The organism is Aurantimonas manganoxydans SI85-9A1 (assembly GCF_000153465.1).
GTDB classification, from domain to species: domain Bacteria; phylum Pseudomonadota; class Alphaproteobacteria; order Rhizobiales; family Rhizobiaceae; genus Aurantimonas; species Aurantimonas manganoxydans.
In genome coordinates this window covers 1,724,894-1,741,545 of sequence record NZ_CH672387.1, presented here as the reverse complement: position 1 = coordinate 1,741,545, position 16,652 = coordinate 1,724,894, and the positions used below count along the sequence as shown (strand labels likewise).

Sequence of the window (16,652 nt, the reverse complement as noted above, 5' to 3'; positions counted from 1 at the left end):
ATGAACGCGATATAGGCCACCCCATCCGACCCTGTCAACGACCACAGTCGCAAAAACTTCGCAAAAAGTCGTTTCGTCGATCGCGGCGCCTGGTGGGCCTCGCACGAGCCCTGGGAAGAGGCGTTGTCAGCCCAGGTGCCCACTCTGTCAAACCATTCCGGATCCTTGGCCTTTACGGCTCGGCCTGCCCCCTCCCCTGCCGGGCTATTCGCCATGTGCGCGGTATTGGCGGGGTGAAAGCATCTCCGGATACCCGGACGAGCCGGCGCCGCTCGGACGCCCATCCTTCCCACATGGCCGCCGAACGGCGGACCGTCCCTCAGCCGAAGATCATGTTCGGTACGAACAGGACGATGGACGGCAGCAGGATGAGCAGGACGGTCACCGCGACGACCGCCGCCAGGAACGGTGCGGATTCCCGCGTGTACTCGCCGATCGGACAGCGCAGGATGGAGCAGACCGCATACATGGCCGCGCCGACCGGCGGCGTGAAATTGCCGATGGTCGCGGCGATGATGAAGACGATGCCGAAATGCACAGGGTCGGCGCCCAGATCGCGCGCCACCGGCAGGACGATCGGCGTCAGCATGATGATCAGCACCGTGGCGTCGATGAAGAAGCCGATGACCACCACCACGACGCAGATCAGGATCATCGCGCCGGTGAGATTGTGGGTCAGCCCAACGATCCAGCCGGCGACGGTCTCGGGCACCTGCTCGAGGACGATGCCGTAGCTGAAGATGGCCGACAGCGCGATCAGGAACATCACCGAGCCGACATCGGCCAGGCTGCTTTCCAGCCCCTCGACGAAACCCTTCATCCCCATCTGGCGATAGACCAGCACGCCGATGAACAGCGCGTAGAGCACGGCGAACGCCCCGATCTCCGACGGGGTGAAGACGCCCATGCGCAGGCCGACCAGCAGGAAGACCGGAAACAGCAGCGCCCAGATGCCGCCGGTGAAGGCTCGCGTGACCTCGCCGAGCTTCGGCCGCGTCCGGCGTTGCGGCTGGTAGCCGCGCCGCCGGGCGGTCAGCCAGACGGCAAAGCCGAGCCCGATCCACAGAAGCAGCGCCGGCACGAAACCGGCGGCGAACAGGCGGCCGATCGAGACCTGGCCGATCGTGCCGTAGAGGATCATGCCGATGCCCGGCGGAATGATCGGCGTCAGCACCGCGCCATAGGACAGGATGCCGGCGGTAAAGCCGCGGGTGAAGCCGCGCTTCGTCATCTCGTCGCCGAGCATGCGGCTTTGCATCGCCGCGTCGGCGATCGCCGATCCCGACACCCCGCCCATCAGCGCCGACAGCGCCAGCGAGACCTGCGCCAGCCCGCCGCGCAGCCGGCCGGTCAGCACCGAGGCGAGGTCGAGCAGCCGCTCGGTGATGCCCGACCGGTTCATGAAATTGCCGGCGACGATGAACAGTGGGATCGCCAGAAGCGCGAAATTCTGGGTCTGGGACACCGTGACCTGCACCGGAATGGTGAAGGGAAGCTCGGGATGCTGGGCGAAGAACAGCGCCCCGGAAGTGCCGATCGCAAAGGCGATGGGCATGCCGATCAGAATGAGGACCACGAAGGCGATGGTGACGATCAGCATGGCGGTTGGGCGCCCTCGGCGCGGACCGCGGCGCGACGCGCGTCACGGATTTTCAGGAGCGTGGTGACGAGCAGCAGCAGGCAGCCGACCGGCAGGCTCATCGTCACCCAGGAATAGCTGATCCCGGGGATGCCCTGGAAACTGCGCGCCCGGCTGATCCAGGCGAGCAGCGTGCCGGCATAGATGCCGCAGACGAGGAAGATCGCGATCAACCCGTAATTGACGAATTCCAGTGCCCGCCGCACGCCGGCGGGCACCATTTCGGGCAGGATGTCGATCGCCATCAGCGCGCCCCTGCGCCAGGCGATGTCGGCGCAGAGGAACGAGGCCCATGCGAAGGCGCAGGTCGCCAGATCGATGGTCCAGTTGATCGGCGTGTGCATCATCCGGGCGACGCCGCCGGCAAAGATGAGCACGACCATGGCCATCAACAGGAGGCCGGCGAGGCATGCCTCAGCCCGCAGGATGAACCGATAGAGGCTTGGCATGGATCTCCCCGCCGGCGTCGTGTCGGACCGTTACTGGCCCGCCTTGATGCCGATCTCTTCCTGGACCGTGTTCTTCGCCTCGACGAGACCCAGCGTCTCGTAGGCTTTCTCGCCGGCCGCCCGGAACGCCTCCATGTCGACGTCCTCGACGATCGTCATGCCCCGCTCCTTCAGGGTCGCCTTGGCCGTCTGCGTCGCCTCCTCGATCTCCGCCGAGGTTGCCTGGCCGGCGGCGCGGCATTCCTCGACCAGCGCGGTCTGGTATTCGGGTGGTAGGCCGTCGAACCATTGCGAACTGACCACCTGGAAATTGGTCAGGAGGATATGCTTGGTCTCATTGGCGTGGTCGACGACCTCGTTGAGATTGGCGGCGGTGATGTTGGGATAGACGAGTTCGGCCCCGTCGATCGCCCGCTGCTGCAGGCCGGGATAGACGTCGCCGAAATTCATCGCCACCGGCTCGGCGCCCAGTGCCCGGATCGATTCCTGCCAGATCGGTGCCGGCGGGGTGCGGATGCGCTGGCCGCTCAGATCCTCCGGCGTGCGCACCGGCCCGTTGGTGTAGAAATTCCGGAAGCCCTGCACCCAGTCGAAGCACACGACCTTCAGCCCATGCTGCTCGGCAAGCTCCGCCTGCCATTCCTGCATGGTGGGCGAATCTGCCAGCTTGAAGGATTCCTCCAGCGAGCTCACGAAGTAGGGTCCGTTCACCACCGCGATGCCCGGGACATAGGTGCCGAGCCGCGCGGCGTCGGTGTTCTGGCCGATATTGGCGCCCTGGCGGATCTGCTCGATGATGTCTTCCTCGACGCCGAGCTGGGCGCTGTGGAAGACCTGGATCGTCAGCCCGCCGTCGGTGCGCTCCTTCACCCGCTCCGCCCAGGCCTCGAAGCCCTTGTGGAACGGCTCGTTGGGCCCGAGCACGTGGTTGAAACGCAGCTCGAAACTGTCCTGCGCGAACACCGCCCCTTGCGCGAAGAGGCCGAGCCCCACCACGAGAGACAGCGTCTTCAGATGCCTTGCCAGCACGCTCATTGTCGATCCTCCCTGTTGCGATCTCGTGGTCAGCTTGCGCCCGCTTGCGCGGGCGGCGTCGAGCCGGACCCGGCTGTTGCCGGCATCTCCAGCCCGTACCGGTCCGCCAGGGACCGGAACTCCGTCATCGTCGCCGGGTCCACCGGCGCGCCATAGGAGGTGCGCCGCTCCGCCTCGGCCCATTCGCGGTCGCCCGGCGCCATGACCTCAGCGCCCCGTGCGGTCGCGCCGGCGCGCAGTTCGCCGACGTAACGGCGCATGCCGCGATCGAAGATCTCCCGGTCGACGAAGGCATCGGTGCGCACCGCCATGACGAAGGCGCCGAGGCCGCGCGGGGTCGAAAGGTCCGGCCCGCCCATCGGCAGGAGGTCGAAGCTCAGCCCCATGCCGCTGAGGACGGCGCTGAAGATCTCCACCAGGCCGGCAAGCCCGGCGCCCTTGAAGCCGAAGGCCGCCCCCAGCGGGGCCAGCATCTCGACCGCAGCGGGGTCCGCCGTATTCCGGCCCTCCGCATCCGAGGCGACGGCCTCCGGCAGGTCCACGCCGAGGCTCTCGTAGAGTTTGACGCGGTTGTAGGGAATCGCGCTGGTGGCCATGTCGAGCAGCCACGGCGCTCCGTCCGGGTTGGGAATGGCGCAGGCGATCGGATTGGTGCCGTGGAAGCGGCGCGCGCCGCCATGCAGCCGCACGAAGGCGTCGGAATTGCACATGACGATGCCGATAGCCCCGCGCTCGGCCGCCGCCAGCGCATAGGCGCCGGCAGGGCCAAAATGCGAGGAATTGCGGATCGCCACCGCGCCGATGCCCTGGCCGCCGGCGATCTCGACGGCCCGGTCCATGGCGCTGTAGGTGGCCAGCGCACCATGGGCGTCGTCGGCGTCGAGCGTGGCGACTGCCCCGCCCTTCGACGAGAAGGCGAGCGTCGGCCGCGGATTGACGCGCCCCTCGCGCAGCACCGTTGCATAATGCGGCAGCAGACGGACGCCATGGCTGTCGACGCCGCAGCGCGACCCGTGGATCATCGCCCGCGTCGCCGCCTCGGCCGTCGCATCGTCGGCGCCGACCGCCGAGAGGCCGGCCGTGCAGAAGCGGGCGAGTTCGTCGAGCCCGATGCGTGCGCCGTGGCGGCCGGTCTGGTCGGCGACCGCGCTCACAGCGTCTGCCCGCCGTCGACGACCAGGATCTGGCCGGTGGTGAAGGCCGCATCGTCGGCGGCAAAATACAGCGCCGCAGCCGCCATTTCGGAGACCTCGCCCAGCCGCCCGATCGGCTGGCGCTCGGCAAATTCGCGGCGCGTCGCCTCGGGATCGGCGCTGGCCGCGATGCGGGATTCGAGCGATGGAGAGGCCGTGGTGCCGGGGCACAGCGCGTTGACGCGCACGCCGGTGCGGATGACGTCCCGCGCGACCTGCTTGGTCAGGCCGATCACGGCGGCCTTGCTGGCACCGTAGGCGGCCCGATTGGCGACGCCGGTAATGCTGGAAGCGACCGAGGCGACATTGATGATCGAGCCGCGCCCGCGGGCGATCATCCCCGGCAATGCGGCGCCGATGGTGCGGAAACAGGAGGTGGCGTTCTGCTCCAGGCTCTTCGCCCAATCCTCCTCGCTGCAGTCGAGAATGCTGCCGTTGTGAACCCAGCCGGCGCAATTGACCAGAATGTCCAGATCACCCGCAGCCGCGATCGCCGCCTGCACGGTGTCCCGATCGGTGACGTCGAGACCGACCGGCCTGATCGACGGCGCCAGACGCGGCAGGTCGTCCATCTTGGCGAGGGTGCGACTGGCAGCAACGACAGCCGCACCCTCCGTGGCGAACAGGAGCGCGATGGCACGGCCCATCCCCTGGCCGGCCCCCGTCACGAAAGCTCGCCGCCCTTCGAGCCGTCCGCTCATTCCCGTTCCTCCCTGCCACGAGCCCCCGCTCTATGTCGTATGTCTACACTATACATATCAACCGCGGAGAGAAAAGGGGGGAGCGCGGCGGCGGATAACGGGCGATCGCAAGCGCTCATGAAGCAGGGAGTGCGACGATCGCGTCCCGGGGCCGGCATCCGGTTTGACGCCATGGGCGACATCCGAAACACTTTGGCACCGGTCGAATCCGCCGGGGTTGCGAGGGAGACACGATGCCTGACGGGCGCGTCGAGAGGGTCCAGGACATCGAAAAGGAGAGCGTCTCCGGCGTCACGCCGCGTCTCTACGAGCGGGCGACGCAGCTCATCGCCGAGCAGATCCGCGACGGCACCCTGCCGGCATTGGGCCACCTCACCGAATCGCTGCTGGCCGAGCGGCTCGGCATCAGCCGCGCGCCCGTGCGCCGCGCCCTGTCGGAACTGGAGCAGCAGGGCCTCGTCAAACGCGTGAAGGGCAAGGGCTATGCCGTCCTTGCCGGCAACGCGTCGGCGCGAAAGCCCCCCCTGCCCGGGAATACCGCGTCGCCGGCGCATGACGGCAGTCCGCTGCAATCCTCGCCGAGCTGGGAGCGGATCTATGGCGAGGTCGAGGACCAGGTGATCGCCCGAATCTCCTTCGCCAGCTGGAGGGTGAACGAGGCGCGGCTCGCCCGCCACTACGGGGTCAGCCGTACCGTGGCGCGCGACGTGGTCGGCCGCCTGCAGCAACGCGGCGTGCTGCGCAAGGACGATCGCGGCCGCTGGTACGCGCCGGCGCTGACGCCCGACCATATCGCCGAACTCTACGAATTGCGCTCGATTCTCGAGCCGATCGCCCTGACCAAGGCGGCGCCCCACGCGCCGGCGTCACTGCTGACGCAGATGCGGACACGGCTGGAAGAGGCGATGGCGGCGGGCGATGTCACCGGCGCCACGCTCGACGCGCTGGAGAAGGATCTCCATGTCACGCTGCTCGACCTGTCGGGCACCTATGCGCTGATGCAGGCGATCACCCTGCCCCAGTCGCTGCTGATCGCCCACCGGTTCCTCTATCGCTGGACGCCGCGTCTGTTCGACGCCGAACCGTTCCTGCCCGAGCATATGGCGGTGATCGACCATCTGCTGGCCGGCGAGACGGACAGGGCCGCGAAGGCGTTGGCCGACCATCTGATCATCTCGGGCGACCGCGCGATCTCTCGCGTCGATCTGATCCGGCGCGAGTTCGATGCCGAGGATCTGTCCTATCTGGAACGGCTGCCGACGGATTGATGCCCGCCGGGACGCCCTGCCCGCGGCTCGGTTTCACGGCGCGCGGCAGGTCTTGCGGCGAAGAACGCTGCCGCGGCCACTCCGCCTCAGCTGCCGTGGTGCAGGGATCGCTCGACAGGTGCGCTGACCGTGGTGACGAGACCCGGCCGGTTTCCGGCCTCCTCCAGCGTGCCTTCGATCTGGTCGACCATCGCGCGCATCATCTTCGAGCCGAAGCCCTGATGGTCGCGCGACTTGCCGGCGCCCCGATCCGAGACGGCGAGCCGGAACCGGCCGAGATGCTGGTCGAGGCGGATCGCCAACGGACCGGCCTTGCCGTCATAGGCGTATTTCTGCGTGTTGATCACCAGTTCGGTCATGATCAGCCCGACATGGACGGCCCGGTCGGCCGCGATCTGGACTGGCGCGAGGTCGAGCCGCGCCCGTTCTGCCCATACCCCGTCCATCGACGACGCAAGATCCGTCCACAGGTCGCGGATGTAGCGTGAGAGGTCGACGATCTCGACGCTTTCGCCCGAATAGAGCCGCCGGTGGACGAGCGCGACCGCGTTCAGCCGCCGCTGCGCTTCCGACAGCTGGCTCTTCGTCGCCGCGTCGTCGAGATCGCGGGCCTGCATGCGCAGGAAGGCGGCGACCAGTTGCAAGCTGTTCTGGACGCGGTGATTCACTTCCCGCAGCAGGAAGCCCTTCTGCTGCAGGAGCAACTGGTTCTCGCGCACGGTCTCGAGGAGATCGCGGTTCAGCTCCCTCAGCCGAATCGCCTGACGGCGTTCGCGCAGCAGTCGGCCGACGCGGCTGGCCGATTCCACCTCGGCGATCGACCAGGGCCGCGACCGACCGCGGACCGTGTCGCTCCACGTCTCGAAGGACGACCGCGGCGTCAGCACGGCATTCGGATCGCTTGAGGCGCCCTTGTGGGGATTACCGGCCCATTCGACGGTCTCGATCTTCTCGGCCCGCAGCCAGATCAGACAGATCGGCGTCTCCGTTGAGAGCGAGACCGCCAGGAGACCGCTGGCCCGGGACTGGAACGCCTTCGCCTCTGGCCAATGCAACGCCAGCCGGTCGGTGAGGAACGGGAACGGCGCCGCCTTGTCCTTCACCCACTCGCCGATCGTGCGGAGGTCGGCCTCGTCCGGGCAGCGACCGAAAGTGGTGATCTGCGCGCCGGACAGGACGGCCAGCCCGTCGGCCCCCAGCATGCGGCAAAGCTCCGGGCCCGCTCCCTCCATGAAGCTTTCGAAGCTGGATTCCGGGTCGTACAGCGCCAGGGCAGTGTCTTCACTTGCCCGGATCCGGACCCGCTCGCGGGTCAGTTCCGCCTCGTCCTTGGCGGCAATCTGCTGAGACAGCGTATGGGCGAGGATGCGGCAGGCGGTGCGGTCCGACAGCGATATGGCCTTCGCCTCGTCGTGATGGCAGGCCACCAGCCCCCACAGATGCCCGTCCATGACGATGGAGATCGAGGCCGAGGCGCCGACGGCCATGTTCTGGAGGTAGCGGATATGGATCGGCGAGACGCTGCGCAGCCCGACATCGGACAGGTCGACCTCCGACAGCCCGGCCTCCGCGGCGCGGATCGGCGCCGGTTCGTAGCAGACGTCGGGAATCACCCGGATCCGGTTGCGGACATAGAGGGCCCGCGCCTGCTTCGGAATGTCCGTTGCCGGGAACTGGTGATTGAGGAAGGAGACGAGGTGCGGGGCCCGGTCCTCGGCCACCACCGAGCCGGCCCCGTCCTCGTGAAAGCGATAGATCATCACCCGGTCGTAACCGGTGATCGCGCGGAACTGCTGGACCGCCGCTTCGCAGAGATCGAGGAGATCATGGGTCCGGGCGAGGGCCGCACCGGCCTCCTCGATCCGGGTGAAGATGCGCGCCGTGCTCGCGCCCGCACGTTCCGCGTCTTCCAGCTCGATCAGCAGATACTCGCCGGTGCGGTGCGCGACACCGTCCAGCGAGTTGACGAGCCCGGTCACCGGATCGAGCACCGCGGAGGTCTCGTCCTCGATCCCCAGGGCAATCTCCACCGCCGCGCTGCCGATGAGACTGGCCAGCGGACGCCCGAGCCATTGCGGCGCGAGCCGGCCCTCGATGTCGCCGGCCCCTGCCACGACGTCCAGCGTCCCCCGGTCGGCGACCAGCAGCATGCCGTGCGGCTGGATGGAGCCGGGAATGTGGATCGGTTCGCGGTCGCAGAGCGTCAGCTCGTCCTCGGAGACCGCACGCAGGGAGTCTTGCAGACTGGCGGGGATATCTGCTTTCACCTGTGGCCTCCTGTCGACGTCGGACGGGAACGTGTCACGAGCGACGGATCACTGCATGCCACCACCGAACGGGACGTTTTCCGAACGCCTGCGCACGGAAACTTCGTCACTGCATTTGCGGGTCGACACCGCCTTCAGTGCCTTCGACCTCTCAACACGGTCCGGTTATGGCGGTTTCCTGCGAGCCCATGCAAGGGCACTGCCCGCCGTCGAGGCGATCGCCGCCGGCATTTCGGTAGCCGCGACCTGTTCGCGCAGCGATCTGGTGGTCGCCGACCTTCAGGAGTTGGGCATCGCCGTCCCGCCATCGGCCCCCTTCGACGGCCCCAAATCGCCGGTGGCGGCGCGTGGCATCCATTATGTTCTGGAGGGCTCGCGGCTCGGCGGCGCGGTGCTGCAACGCCGTGTGCCGGTCGCCTATCCGCGCCGCCTGCTTTCGGCACGCCACGAGCGCGGCGGCTGGCGGAGCGTGCTCGCAGACCTCGATGGATGGGGCGAGAGCCAGGACGAGCCCACGATCGCCAGCGCGATTGCTGCCGCCACCGCCTGTTTCGCCCTGTTCGAACGCTCCGCGCTCGCCGAGGCCGGCTAGCCGGCCCACCCGACTCGGCGGCCTGCCCTACTCGGCGGCCTGGCGCGCCGGCGAATCGCTGGCCTTGGCATCGTGCGGCCGCGGCCGGGCCTTGCGCCGCAGCTCGATCTCCTGCGCCCGCTTCTTGGTCAGTTCGCGATAGGCCTGGTCTCGGCCCGAGATGTATTGCTTCGGCCAGGGCTGGTTGCGGGTATCGTACCAGGCCGCCGCCTCGCGGGCGAAATACGGGTTCCACATATGCGGACGGCCGAGCGCGACGATGTCGGCGCGGCGGGTGTGCAGGATGGTGTTCACCTGCGCCGCCTCCGTGATGGCGCCGACCGCCATCACCGCCATCTTCGGCACGTTGCGGATCGCCTCGGCGAACTGCACCTGGAACATCCGGCCGTAGACCGGCGCCTGATCGGCCACGGTCTGGCCGGCCGACACGTCGATCAGGTCGCAGCCGGCAGTGGCGAATGCCTCCGAGATCGCGAAGACGTCCGCCTCGCTGATCCCGCCCTCGGCCCAGTCGGTGGCCGACAGGCGGACCGACATCGGCTTGTGCGCCGGCCAGGCCGCCCGCATCGCGGCAAAGACCTCCAGCGGGTAGCGCAGCCGGTTTTCCACCGACCCGCCATAGGCGTCGTCGCGATGGTTGGTCAGCGGCGACAGGAAGGAGGCCAGCAGATAGCCGTGGGCGCAGTGCAGCTCCAGCATGTCGAAGCCGGCCCGGTCCGCCCGCTCCGTCGCCTGGACGAAATCCGCGGTGATCCGGTCCATCTCGGCCCGGTCCAGCGGCTTCGGCACCTGGCTGATTCCGTCGTGATAGGGCAGCGGCGAGGCCGAGACGATCGGCCAGTTCGCCGCCTTGTCGGCCAGCGGCATGTCCATCTTCTCCCAGCCGAGCTGGGTCGACCCCTTGCGCCCGGCATGACCGAGCTGCAGCACCATCTTCGACGTCGAATTGGCGTGAACGAAGTCGACGATCCGCTTCCAATGCGCTTCCTGCGCGTCGGTCCACAGGCCCGTGCAGCCCGGCGTGATCCGCGCATCGGCCGAGGGGCAGGTCATCTCGGTGAAGATCAGGCCGGCCCCGCCCAGCGCATGGGAGGTGTAGTGGACGAAGTGCCAGTCGGTCGGATTGCCGTCCGCATCGGCCGAATATTGCGCCATCGGCGACATGGCGACCCGGTTCTCGATCGTCATCTCCCGCAGCCGGAACCGCGTGAACATCGGCGTTGGCCGGCTCTCGCGGTAATCCTCGCCGGTCTCGCGGTAGACCCGCTCGTAGAAGGCGGTATCGACGGCTTCGACGAAGCCGGGATCGCGCACGATCAGATTGTCGTAGGTGATCGCCTTGGCCCGGCACATCACCACCATGGCGAACTGCTCGGGCTCCATGTCCCAGGAGCGGTTCATGTTCTCGAACCAGGCCAGCGACACGTCGGCATTGTGCTGGGTGATCTGGCAGGGCGTGCGCCGCGCGTCCTCATAGGCCGCGAAGGCGGCCGCAACGCTGGACGGGCCATGCGCGACCACCGAATCGGACAGCGAGATGGCGCATTCCATGGCGAGCTTGGTGCCCGAGCCGATGGAATAATGCGCCGAGGCTTTGGCGTCGCCGAGCAGCACGATGTTGTCGTGGGACCAGCGATTGCAGAAGATGCGCGGAAACTGCCGCCAGTTCGACCGGTTCAGGAGCAGCGGATGGCCCTGCAACTCGTCGGCATAGAGCGCTTCCAGCGCCGCCTTCGACGCCGCCTCGTCCATGCCGTCGAAGCCGTGGCCGCGCCAGCAGGCGTCGTCCATCTCGAAGATCCAGGTCGAGCGGCCCGCCTCGTACTGGTAGGTGTGGGCACAGATGATGCCGTGCTCGGTCTGCCGGAAGAAATAGTTGAACTCGTCCATCGGCCGGGTCGATCCCATCCAGCAGAAGCGGTTCGACTTGATCGCCACATCCGGTTCGAAGGCCGTGCGGAAATGCTCGCGGATGCGCGAATTCACGCCGTCCGCCGCGACGATCACGTCGGAATCGGCAAAGCGCGTGGCGATCTCCTCCGGCGGTACCGACACGCCGAAATGCAGGCCGATCCCCTCCTCCCGGCAGCGCTGCTGCAGGATGGCGAGGAGCTTCATCCGCGAGATGCCGGCAAAGCCGTTCCCGCCGCAGCGCATCTCGCGCCCGTCCTTGTGGATGGCGACGTCGTCCCAATAGGCGAATTCATGGCGGATGCGGTCGAAGGACCGCCGGTCGCGCGACAGGAATTCGTGCAATGTCTCGTCGGAGAAGACGACACCGAAGCCGAACGTGTCCTCGGCCTGGTTCTGCTCGTAGATGTCGATCGACCAGTCGGGCCGCTGCTTCTTGGTGAGCAGCGCGAAATAGAGGCCGCCGGGGCCGCCGCCGATTACGGTGATGCGCATCGCTGCTCTCCTGTAGGCGGGACCGACACCCGCAGCCAGATATTTTAGAGTTAAACTATCACCGTGGAGCGGGGCATGGGTCAAGGCGTCGCGGCCAGATTCTCGGCGCCGCTCGCCCTTGCCGCAGCGCATATATAGCCGCCGCACTGCAGCATATTTAGGCACGCCCAAAAATTCGGCCAATCCGGTTGCGAGGCACTATTTTATGTGTAAACTAATTTTCGGTTCGGGGCGCAGAGGCGCCGCGCCGCATGCCGAACAAGGGCACGGACCGCCGAGGCGGGGCCGGATCTGCCGCAGAAACTTTGCATGGAGATGCAGGAATGACAATGATCCGCACCGTTGCCCTCGGCCTTCTGGCGGCCACCGCCCTGACCGGCAGCGCGCTCGCGCAGGATGCCGCCGACAACAAGCTCAAGGTCGGCCTGATGTTCACCCTGTCGGGGCCGGCCGCGGTGCTTGGCGAACAGGGCCGCGACGGCTTCATGCTGGCGGTCGAGACGATGGGCGGCAAGCTCGGCGGCCTCGAGACCGAGATCACCACCGTCGACGACGAGCTGAAGCCTGACATCGCCGCCAACAAGGCGCGCGAACTGGTCGAGCGCGACGATGCCGACTTCGTCGTCGGGCCGATCTTCTCCAACATCCTGATGGCCATCGCCAAGCCGGTCACCGACGGCGGCGCCTTCCTGATCAGCCCGAATGCCGGCACCTCGAACTTCGCCGGCGCCGAGTGCAACGCCAACCTCTTCGTCTCGTCCTACCAGAACGATCAGGTCCACGAGGTGCTCGGAAAATACGCCGAGGACACCGGCTACAAGCGGCTCTTCCTGCTGGCGCCGAACTATCAGGCGGGCAAGGATTCGCTCGCTGGCTTCAAGCGTTCCTACAAGGGCGAGGTGGTCAACGAGATCTACACCCCGCTCGGCCAGCTCGACTTCTCGGCCGAACTCGCGCAGATCGCCGCCGAGCAGCCCGATGCGGTCTTCACCTTCATGCCCGGCGGCATGGGTGTGAACCTGGTCAAGCAGTACCGCCAGGCCGGCCTCGACAACATTCCGTTCCTCTCCGCCTTCACGGTCGACGAGACGACGCTGCCGGCCCAGCAGGACGCAGCTGTCGGCTTCTTCGGCGGCGCCAACTGGGCGCCGGACATGGACAACGAGCAGTCCAAGGCCTTCGTCGCCGCCTATGAGGAAAAATACGGCAGCGTGCCGGGCACCTACGCCATGCAGGCCTATGATGCGGCCCAGATGATCGACAGCGCCATCAAGGCGGCGGGCGGCGACCTTTCCGACAAGGACGCCCTGCGCGCCGGCCTGAAGGCGGCCGATTTCCTGTCCCTGCGCGGCGACTTCTCCATCGGCGACAACCACTACCCGATCCAGGACTTCTATCTGGTCAAGGTCGCCAAGCGCGACGACGGCAAGTACCAGACCCAGATCGAGCAGAAGATTTTCGACGACTACCAGGACAATTACGCCGCCGACTGCAAGATGCAGTAACCGGCCGCCTCAGGCTCCGGTCCGCCAGGCGCGGGCCGGAGCGCCAACGACCCACGTCGCGCATGCGACTTCCGGCGCGAGCCGGACCCTGCGACGAACCACACGCCCCCGCCCGGTGAACGAGCGGTCGCGGCAGCGGGACCCGGCATGCTCAATCTCTTTCTGCTCCAGGCGCTCAACGGCCTCCAGTTCGGCATCCTGCTGTTTCTGGTCGCGGCCGGCCTGACCCTGATCTTCGGGATCATGGACCTGATCAATCTCGCCCATGGCGTGCTCTACATGGTCGGCGCCTATCTGGTCGCGACCCTGACGGCCTATACCGGCGACTTCTTCCTCGGCCTCGCCCTGACCATTCCGGCGACGCTGCTCTTCGGGATCATCCTCGAAGTGCTGATCTTCCGCCGCCTCTACGACCGCGATCATCTCGACCAGGTGCTGGCGACCTTCGGCCTGATCCTGATCCTCAACGAGGGTGTCCAGATGCTGTGGGGCGCAGCCCCCATGAGCGTGCCGATCCCGGACGTCCTGTCCGGTTCGATGCCGCTGATCGGCAACATGCGCTACCCGCTGTTCCGCGTCCTGATCATCGCCGCCGGTCTGGCGACGGCACTCGGGCTCTACATCCTGGTCAGCCACACCCGGATCGGCATGCGGCTGCGCGCCGGCGCCACCAACGCGCCCATGATCTCGGCCCTCGGCGTCGACATCCGCCGGCTCTTCATGCTGGTCTTCGCCCTCGGCGCCATGCTGGCGGGCTTTGCCGGCGCCATGGTCGCGCCGATCCTGTCGGTTCAGCCGGGTATGGGCGATTCCATCCTAATCCTGACCTTCGTGGTCATCGTCATCGGCGGCGTCGGCTCGGTGCGGGGCGCCTTCGTGGCGGCGCTGCTGGTCGGGCTGGTCGACACGCTCGGCCGCACCTTCGGCCCGATCCTCCTGCGCAACCTCATGGACCCGTCCGCCGCCTCCCAGACCGGCCGCACCCTCGCGCCCATGCTGATCTACATCCTGATGGCCGCCGTCCTGTTCTTCCGGCCGGCCGGGCTCTTCCCGGCCAAGGGGGCGGCCCAATGAGCGCGAGCGACCTGACCCTTGCCGGCGAAACGCCCGATGTCGCGCCCCAGCGCCGCCCAAGCCGCCTCGACGGGCGCGGAACGGCCCTCGCCGCCGGGCTGATCTTCGTCACGCTGGCGTTGCTGCCGCTGCTCGCCACCGCGATCGACGACCAGTTCCTGCTGGTCACGGCGACGCGGATCATGATCTTCGCCCTCGCCGCCCTCTCCCTCGACCTGATCCTCGGCTATGGCGCGCTGGTTTCCTTCGGCCATGCCGCCTTCATCGGCCTCGGCGCCTATTCGGTGGCGATCCTCGCCGCCCACGGCATCGACGACATCCTGGTCCAGGCCGCTGTCGCCATCCTCGTCTGCAGTCTCTTCGCCTTCGTCACCGGCGCCATCTCGCTGCGGACCAAGGGCGTCTATTTCATCATGATCACCCTCGCCTTCGGCCAAATGGCGTATTTCTTCATGGTCTCGCTGTCGGCCTATGGTGGCGACGACGGCATCACGCTGGCCGCCCGCTCGACGCTGTTCGGCGCGCCGGTCCTGAAGGGCAATCTGACCTTCTTCTACGTCGTCCTCGCCGCGCTCGCCCTTGCCTTCGTCGCTTTGCGCGCCGTCGTCGGCTCGCGCTTCGGCCGTGTCCTGCGCGGCACCCGCGACAACCGCGTGCGCATGCAGGCGATCGGCTTCGCGCCCTTCCCCTACCAGCTCACCGCCTATGTCATTGCCGGCGCCATCGCCGGCCTCGCCGGGGTCTTCCTCGCCAACCAGGCCGAGTTCGTCTCGCCCGCCTATATGAGCTGGCAGCGCTCGGGTGAGCTCATCGTCATGGTCGTCCTCGGCGGCATGGGCACGCTGGTCGGCCCCATCGCCGGCGCCGTCGCCTTCCTGCTGCTGGAGGATTGGCTGGCCCAGATCTCCGAACACTGGAAGCTCGGCCTCGGCATCTTCCTGGTGTTGCTCGTCCTGTTCACGCGCGGCGGCATCGCCGGCTTCGTCAGCCGTATTGCCGGACGGGGAACGTCATGACCGGACCGCTTCTCGACATCCGCAATCTGCGCAAGGCCTTCGGCGCCCTGCACGTCACCGACGATGTCAGCTTCCAAGTCATGCCCGGCGAACTCCACGCCATCATCGGCCCGAACGGCGCCGGCAAGACGACGCTGATCCACCAGCTCTCCGGCAGTCTCGCCAGCGACGGCGGCTCGGTGCACTTCGCCGGCGAGGACATCACCCGGGTCGACATGGCGGGCCGCGTGCACCGCGGACTGGCCCGCTCCTTCCAGATCACCTCGATCCTCGACGGCTTCACCGTTCTGGAAAACGCGGCCATGGCGGTGCAGGCGCGCTCGGGCTCGAGTTTCCGCTTCTTCGCCTCCGCGGCGCGCGAGACCGCGCTCAACGACGCCGCCATGGCGGCGCTTGCCCGCGTCAGGCTCGACGATCGGGCCGAGAGGCGCGCCGGCAGCCTGTCCCATGGCGAAAAGCGCCAGTTGGAGATCGCCATCGCACTGGCGACCGGCGCCCGGCTCCTCTTGCTCGACGAGCCGCTCGCCGGCACCGGCCACGAGGAATCGGCGGTTCTGGTCGCGCTGATGGCCGAACTGAAGACCACGCACACCATCGTCCTGATCGAGCACGACATGGATGCCGTTTTCGCCCTTGCCGACCGGGTCAGCGTCCTGGTCTATGGCCGGCTGATCGCCACGGGCACCGCTGAGGAGGTCCGCGTCCATCCCGAAGTGAGGACCGCCTATCTCGGCGAGGAGGAGGCCGCCTGATGCTGCGGGTCGAAAATCTCCAGAGCGCCTATGGCGACAGCCGCATCCTCTTCGGCATCGACCTCGAAGTCAGCGCCGGCGAAGTCGTGACGCTGCTCGGGCGCAACGGCATGGGCAAGACCACGACGATCAACTCGATCTTCGGCCTCGTGAAGCCGCGCGGTGGCTGCGTCACCATCGATGGCGTCGATGTGACCGGCCGCCAGCCCCATGTCGTCGCCAATCGCGGCCTCGGTCTCGTGCCGGAAGGCCGCCAGATCTTCCCGACCCTGTCGGTCGAGGAAAACCTCGTCGCCACCCATCGTGCCGGCCGCGGCCCCGCCAAATGGACGCTGGCCGAGATCTACCGCCTGTTTCCCCGGCTGAAGGAACGACGCCGCAACATGGGCAACCAGCTCTCGGGCGGCGAACAGCAGATGCTGGCCATCGGCCGGGCGCTGATGACCAATCCCCGCCTGGTGGTTCTCGACGAGGCGACGGAGGGGCTTGCCCCGCTGATCCGCGAAGAGATCTGGACCTGCCTGACCGCCATCAAGGACGCCGGCGAGGCGATCCTCGTCATCGACAAGAATGTCGATGCGCTGGCCCGTTTCGCCGATCGCCACGTCGTCATCGAGAAGGGCCGCGTTGCCTGGACCGGCACGACGGCCGAACTCAGGGCGACCCCTGCCGTGAAGGAACGCTTCCTCCATGTGTAGGCCTCGCACCGACCGCGGTGCCAATGGCGCCACGCCTTTCGATTCCGCAAGCAAGGA

General features: G+C 67.5%; 14 protein-coding genes. 7 read left to right on the top strand and 7 right to left on the bottom strand.

Annotated features, from left to right (window positions below; translation table 11 throughout):
- Positions 1-319: 319 nt before the first annotated feature.
- The 5 genes from SI859A1_RS08255 to SI859A1_RS08235 are packed head-to-tail and all read right to left on the bottom strand — an operon-like array spanning position 320 to position 5,017.
- A complete protein-coding gene (locus SI859A1_RS08255) occupies positions 320-1,600 on the bottom strand; it encodes a TRAP transporter large permease (RefSeq protein WP_009209344.1) in 1,281 nt (426 codons plus the stop codon).
- Entirely contained in the window at positions 1,594-2,088 is a 495-nt protein-coding gene (locus tag SI859A1_RS08250) for a TRAP transporter small permease (protein WP_009209343.1), read from the bottom strand. The genes SI859A1_RS08255 and SI859A1_RS08250 overlap by 7 nt, the downstream gene beginning before the upstream one ends.
- Positions 2,089-2,118: 30 nt before the next feature.
- Positions 2,119-3,123 carry a C4-dicarboxylate TRAP transporter substrate-binding protein gene (locus SI859A1_RS08245; RefSeq protein ID WP_009209342.1) on the bottom strand — a complete coding sequence of 335 codons (1,005 nt, stop codon included), beginning with the start codon at positions 3,121-3,123 and terminating at the stop codon, positions 2,119-2,121.
- A 29-nt stretch (positions 3,124-3,152) separates the two neighbouring features.
- Positions 3,153-4,277, bottom strand: a complete 1,125-nt coding sequence (locus SI859A1_RS08240) for an Ldh family oxidoreductase (protein ID WP_009209341.1) — start codon at positions 4,275-4,277, stop codon at positions 3,153-3,155.
- Positions 4,274-5,017, bottom strand: a complete 744-nt coding sequence (locus SI859A1_RS08235; protein WP_009209340.1) for an SDR family oxidoreductase — start codon at positions 5,015-5,017, stop codon at positions 4,274-4,276. The genes SI859A1_RS08240 and SI859A1_RS08235 overlap by 4 nt, the downstream gene beginning before the upstream one ends.
- Before the next feature lie 233 nt (positions 5,018-5,250).
- On the opposite strand from SI859A1_RS08235, the gene SI859A1_RS08230 reads away from it, so the two are divergent.
- Positions 5,251-6,285 carry a GntR family transcriptional regulator gene (locus SI859A1_RS08230; protein ID WP_009209339.1) on the top strand — a complete coding sequence of 345 codons (1,035 nt, stop codon included), beginning with the start codon at positions 5,251-5,253 and terminating at the stop codon, positions 6,283-6,285.
- Positions 6,286-6,371: 86 nt separating this feature from the next.
- Here the strand turns inward: SI859A1_RS08230 and SI859A1_RS08225 are convergent, their stop codons facing one another.
- On the bottom strand, positions 6,372-8,552 hold the full coding sequence (locus SI859A1_RS08225) for a histidine kinase dimerization/phosphoacceptor domain -containing protein (RefSeq protein ID WP_009209338.1): 2,181 nt from the start codon (positions 8,550-8,552) through the stop codon (positions 6,372-6,374).
- A gap of 55 nt (positions 8,553-8,607) precedes the next feature.
- Here SI859A1_RS08225 and SI859A1_RS08220 point away from each other — a divergent pair, with 55 nt between their 5' ends.
- Entirely contained in the window at positions 8,608-9,144 is a 537-nt protein-coding gene (locus SI859A1_RS08220; protein ID WP_148233778.1) for a biliverdin-producing heme oxygenase, read from the top strand.
- A gap of 27 nt (positions 9,145-9,171) precedes the next feature.
- On the opposite strand, the gene SI859A1_RS08215 is transcribed toward SI859A1_RS08220, so the two are convergent.
- Positions 9,172-11,550, bottom strand: a complete 2,379-nt coding sequence (locus tag SI859A1_RS08215; protein WP_009209337.1) for an oxidoreductase — start codon at positions 11,548-11,550, stop codon at positions 9,172-9,174.
- A 323-nt stretch (positions 11,551-11,873) separates the two neighbouring features.
- Between SI859A1_RS08215 and SI859A1_RS08210 the strand changes: the two genes are divergently transcribed.
- The 5 genes from SI859A1_RS08210 to SI859A1_RS08190 all read left to right on the top strand — a co-directional run bounded on the left by SI859A1_RS08210 (position 11,874) and on the right by SI859A1_RS08190 (position 16,595).
- The gene (locus tag SI859A1_RS08210; protein ID WP_040325558.1) at positions 11,874-13,055 is read left to right on the top strand and encodes an ABC transporter substrate-binding protein; all 1,182 of its coding nucleotides are present in this window, start codon (positions 11,874-11,876) and stop codon (positions 13,053-13,055) included.
- Positions 13,056-13,202: 147 nt separating this feature from the next.
- Positions 13,203-14,129 (top strand): branched-chain amino acid ABC transporter permease, encoded by a 927-nt coding sequence (locus SI859A1_RS08205; RefSeq protein WP_009209335.1) that lies wholly within the window; start codon positions 13,203-13,205, stop codon positions 14,127-14,129.
- Complete coding sequence (locus SI859A1_RS08200) at positions 14,126-15,145, top strand: branched-chain amino acid ABC transporter permease (RefSeq protein ID WP_009209334.1); 1,020 nt, start codon at positions 14,126-14,128, stop codon at positions 15,143-15,145. Before SI859A1_RS08205 ends, SI859A1_RS08200 begins: the two co-directional genes overlap by 4 nt.
- Positions 15,142-15,897 (top strand): ABC transporter ATP-binding protein, encoded by a 756-nt coding sequence (locus tag SI859A1_RS08195; RefSeq protein WP_009209333.1) that lies wholly within the window; start codon positions 15,142-15,144, stop codon positions 15,895-15,897. The genes SI859A1_RS08200 and SI859A1_RS08195 overlap by 4 nt, the downstream gene beginning before the upstream one ends.
- Entirely contained in the window at positions 15,897-16,595 is a 699-nt protein-coding gene (locus SI859A1_RS08190) for an ABC transporter ATP-binding protein (RefSeq protein ID WP_009209332.1), read from the top strand. The genes SI859A1_RS08195 and SI859A1_RS08190 overlap by 1 nt, the downstream gene beginning before the upstream one ends.
- Positions 16,596-16,652: the final 57 nt, after the last annotated feature.

What these genes read in the sequence shown, in the direction of transcription:
- SI859A1_RS08195 (WP_009209333.1), top strand. Translation starts at nt 15,142, where the DNA reads ATGACCGGACCGCTTCTCGACATCCGCAATCTGCGCAAGGCCTTCGGC.
- SI859A1_RS08190 (WP_009209332.1), top strand. Translation starts at nt 15,897, where the DNA reads ATGCTGCGGGTCGAAAATCTCCAGAGCGCCTATGGCGACAGCCGCATC.
- SI859A1_RS08245 (WP_009209342.1), bottom strand. Translation starts at nt 3,123, where the DNA reads ATGAGCGTGCTGGCAAGGCATCTGAAGACGCTGTCTCTCGTGGTGGGG.
- SI859A1_RS08205 (WP_009209335.1), top strand. Translation starts at nt 13,203, where the DNA reads ATGCTCAATCTCTTTCTGCTCCAGGCGCTCAACGGCCTCCAGTTCGGC.
- SI859A1_RS08250 (WP_009209343.1), bottom strand. Translation starts at nt 2,088, where the DNA reads ATGCCAAGCCTCTATCGGTTCATCCTGCGGGCTGAGGCATGCCTCGCC.
- SI859A1_RS08220 (WP_148233778.1), top strand. Translation starts at nt 8,608, where the DNA reads ATGCCACCACCGAACGGGACGTTTTCCGAACGCCTGCGCACGGAAACT.
- SI859A1_RS08200 (WP_009209334.1), top strand. Translation starts at nt 14,126, where the DNA reads ATGAGCGCGAGCGACCTGACCCTTGCCGGCGAAACGCCCGATGTCGCG.
- SI859A1_RS08210 (WP_040325558.1), top strand. Translation starts at nt 11,874, where the DNA reads ATGACAATGATCCGCACCGTTGCCCTCGGCCTTCTGGCGGCCACCGCC.
- SI859A1_RS08230 (WP_009209339.1), top strand. Translation starts at nt 5,251, where the DNA reads ATGCCTGACGGGCGCGTCGAGAGGGTCCAGGACATCGAAAAGGAGAGC.
- SI859A1_RS08255 (WP_009209344.1), bottom strand. Translation starts at nt 1,600, where the DNA reads ATGCTGATCGTCACCATCGCCTTCGTGGTCCTCATTCTGATCGGCATG.
- SI859A1_RS08215 (WP_009209337.1), bottom strand. Translation starts at nt 11,550, where the DNA reads ATGCGCATCACCGTAATCGGCGGCGGCCCCGGCGGCCTCTATTTCGCG.
- SI859A1_RS08235 (WP_009209340.1), bottom strand. Translation starts at nt 5,017, where the DNA reads ATGAGCGGACGGCTCGAAGGGCGGCGAGCTTTCGTGACGGGGGCCGGC.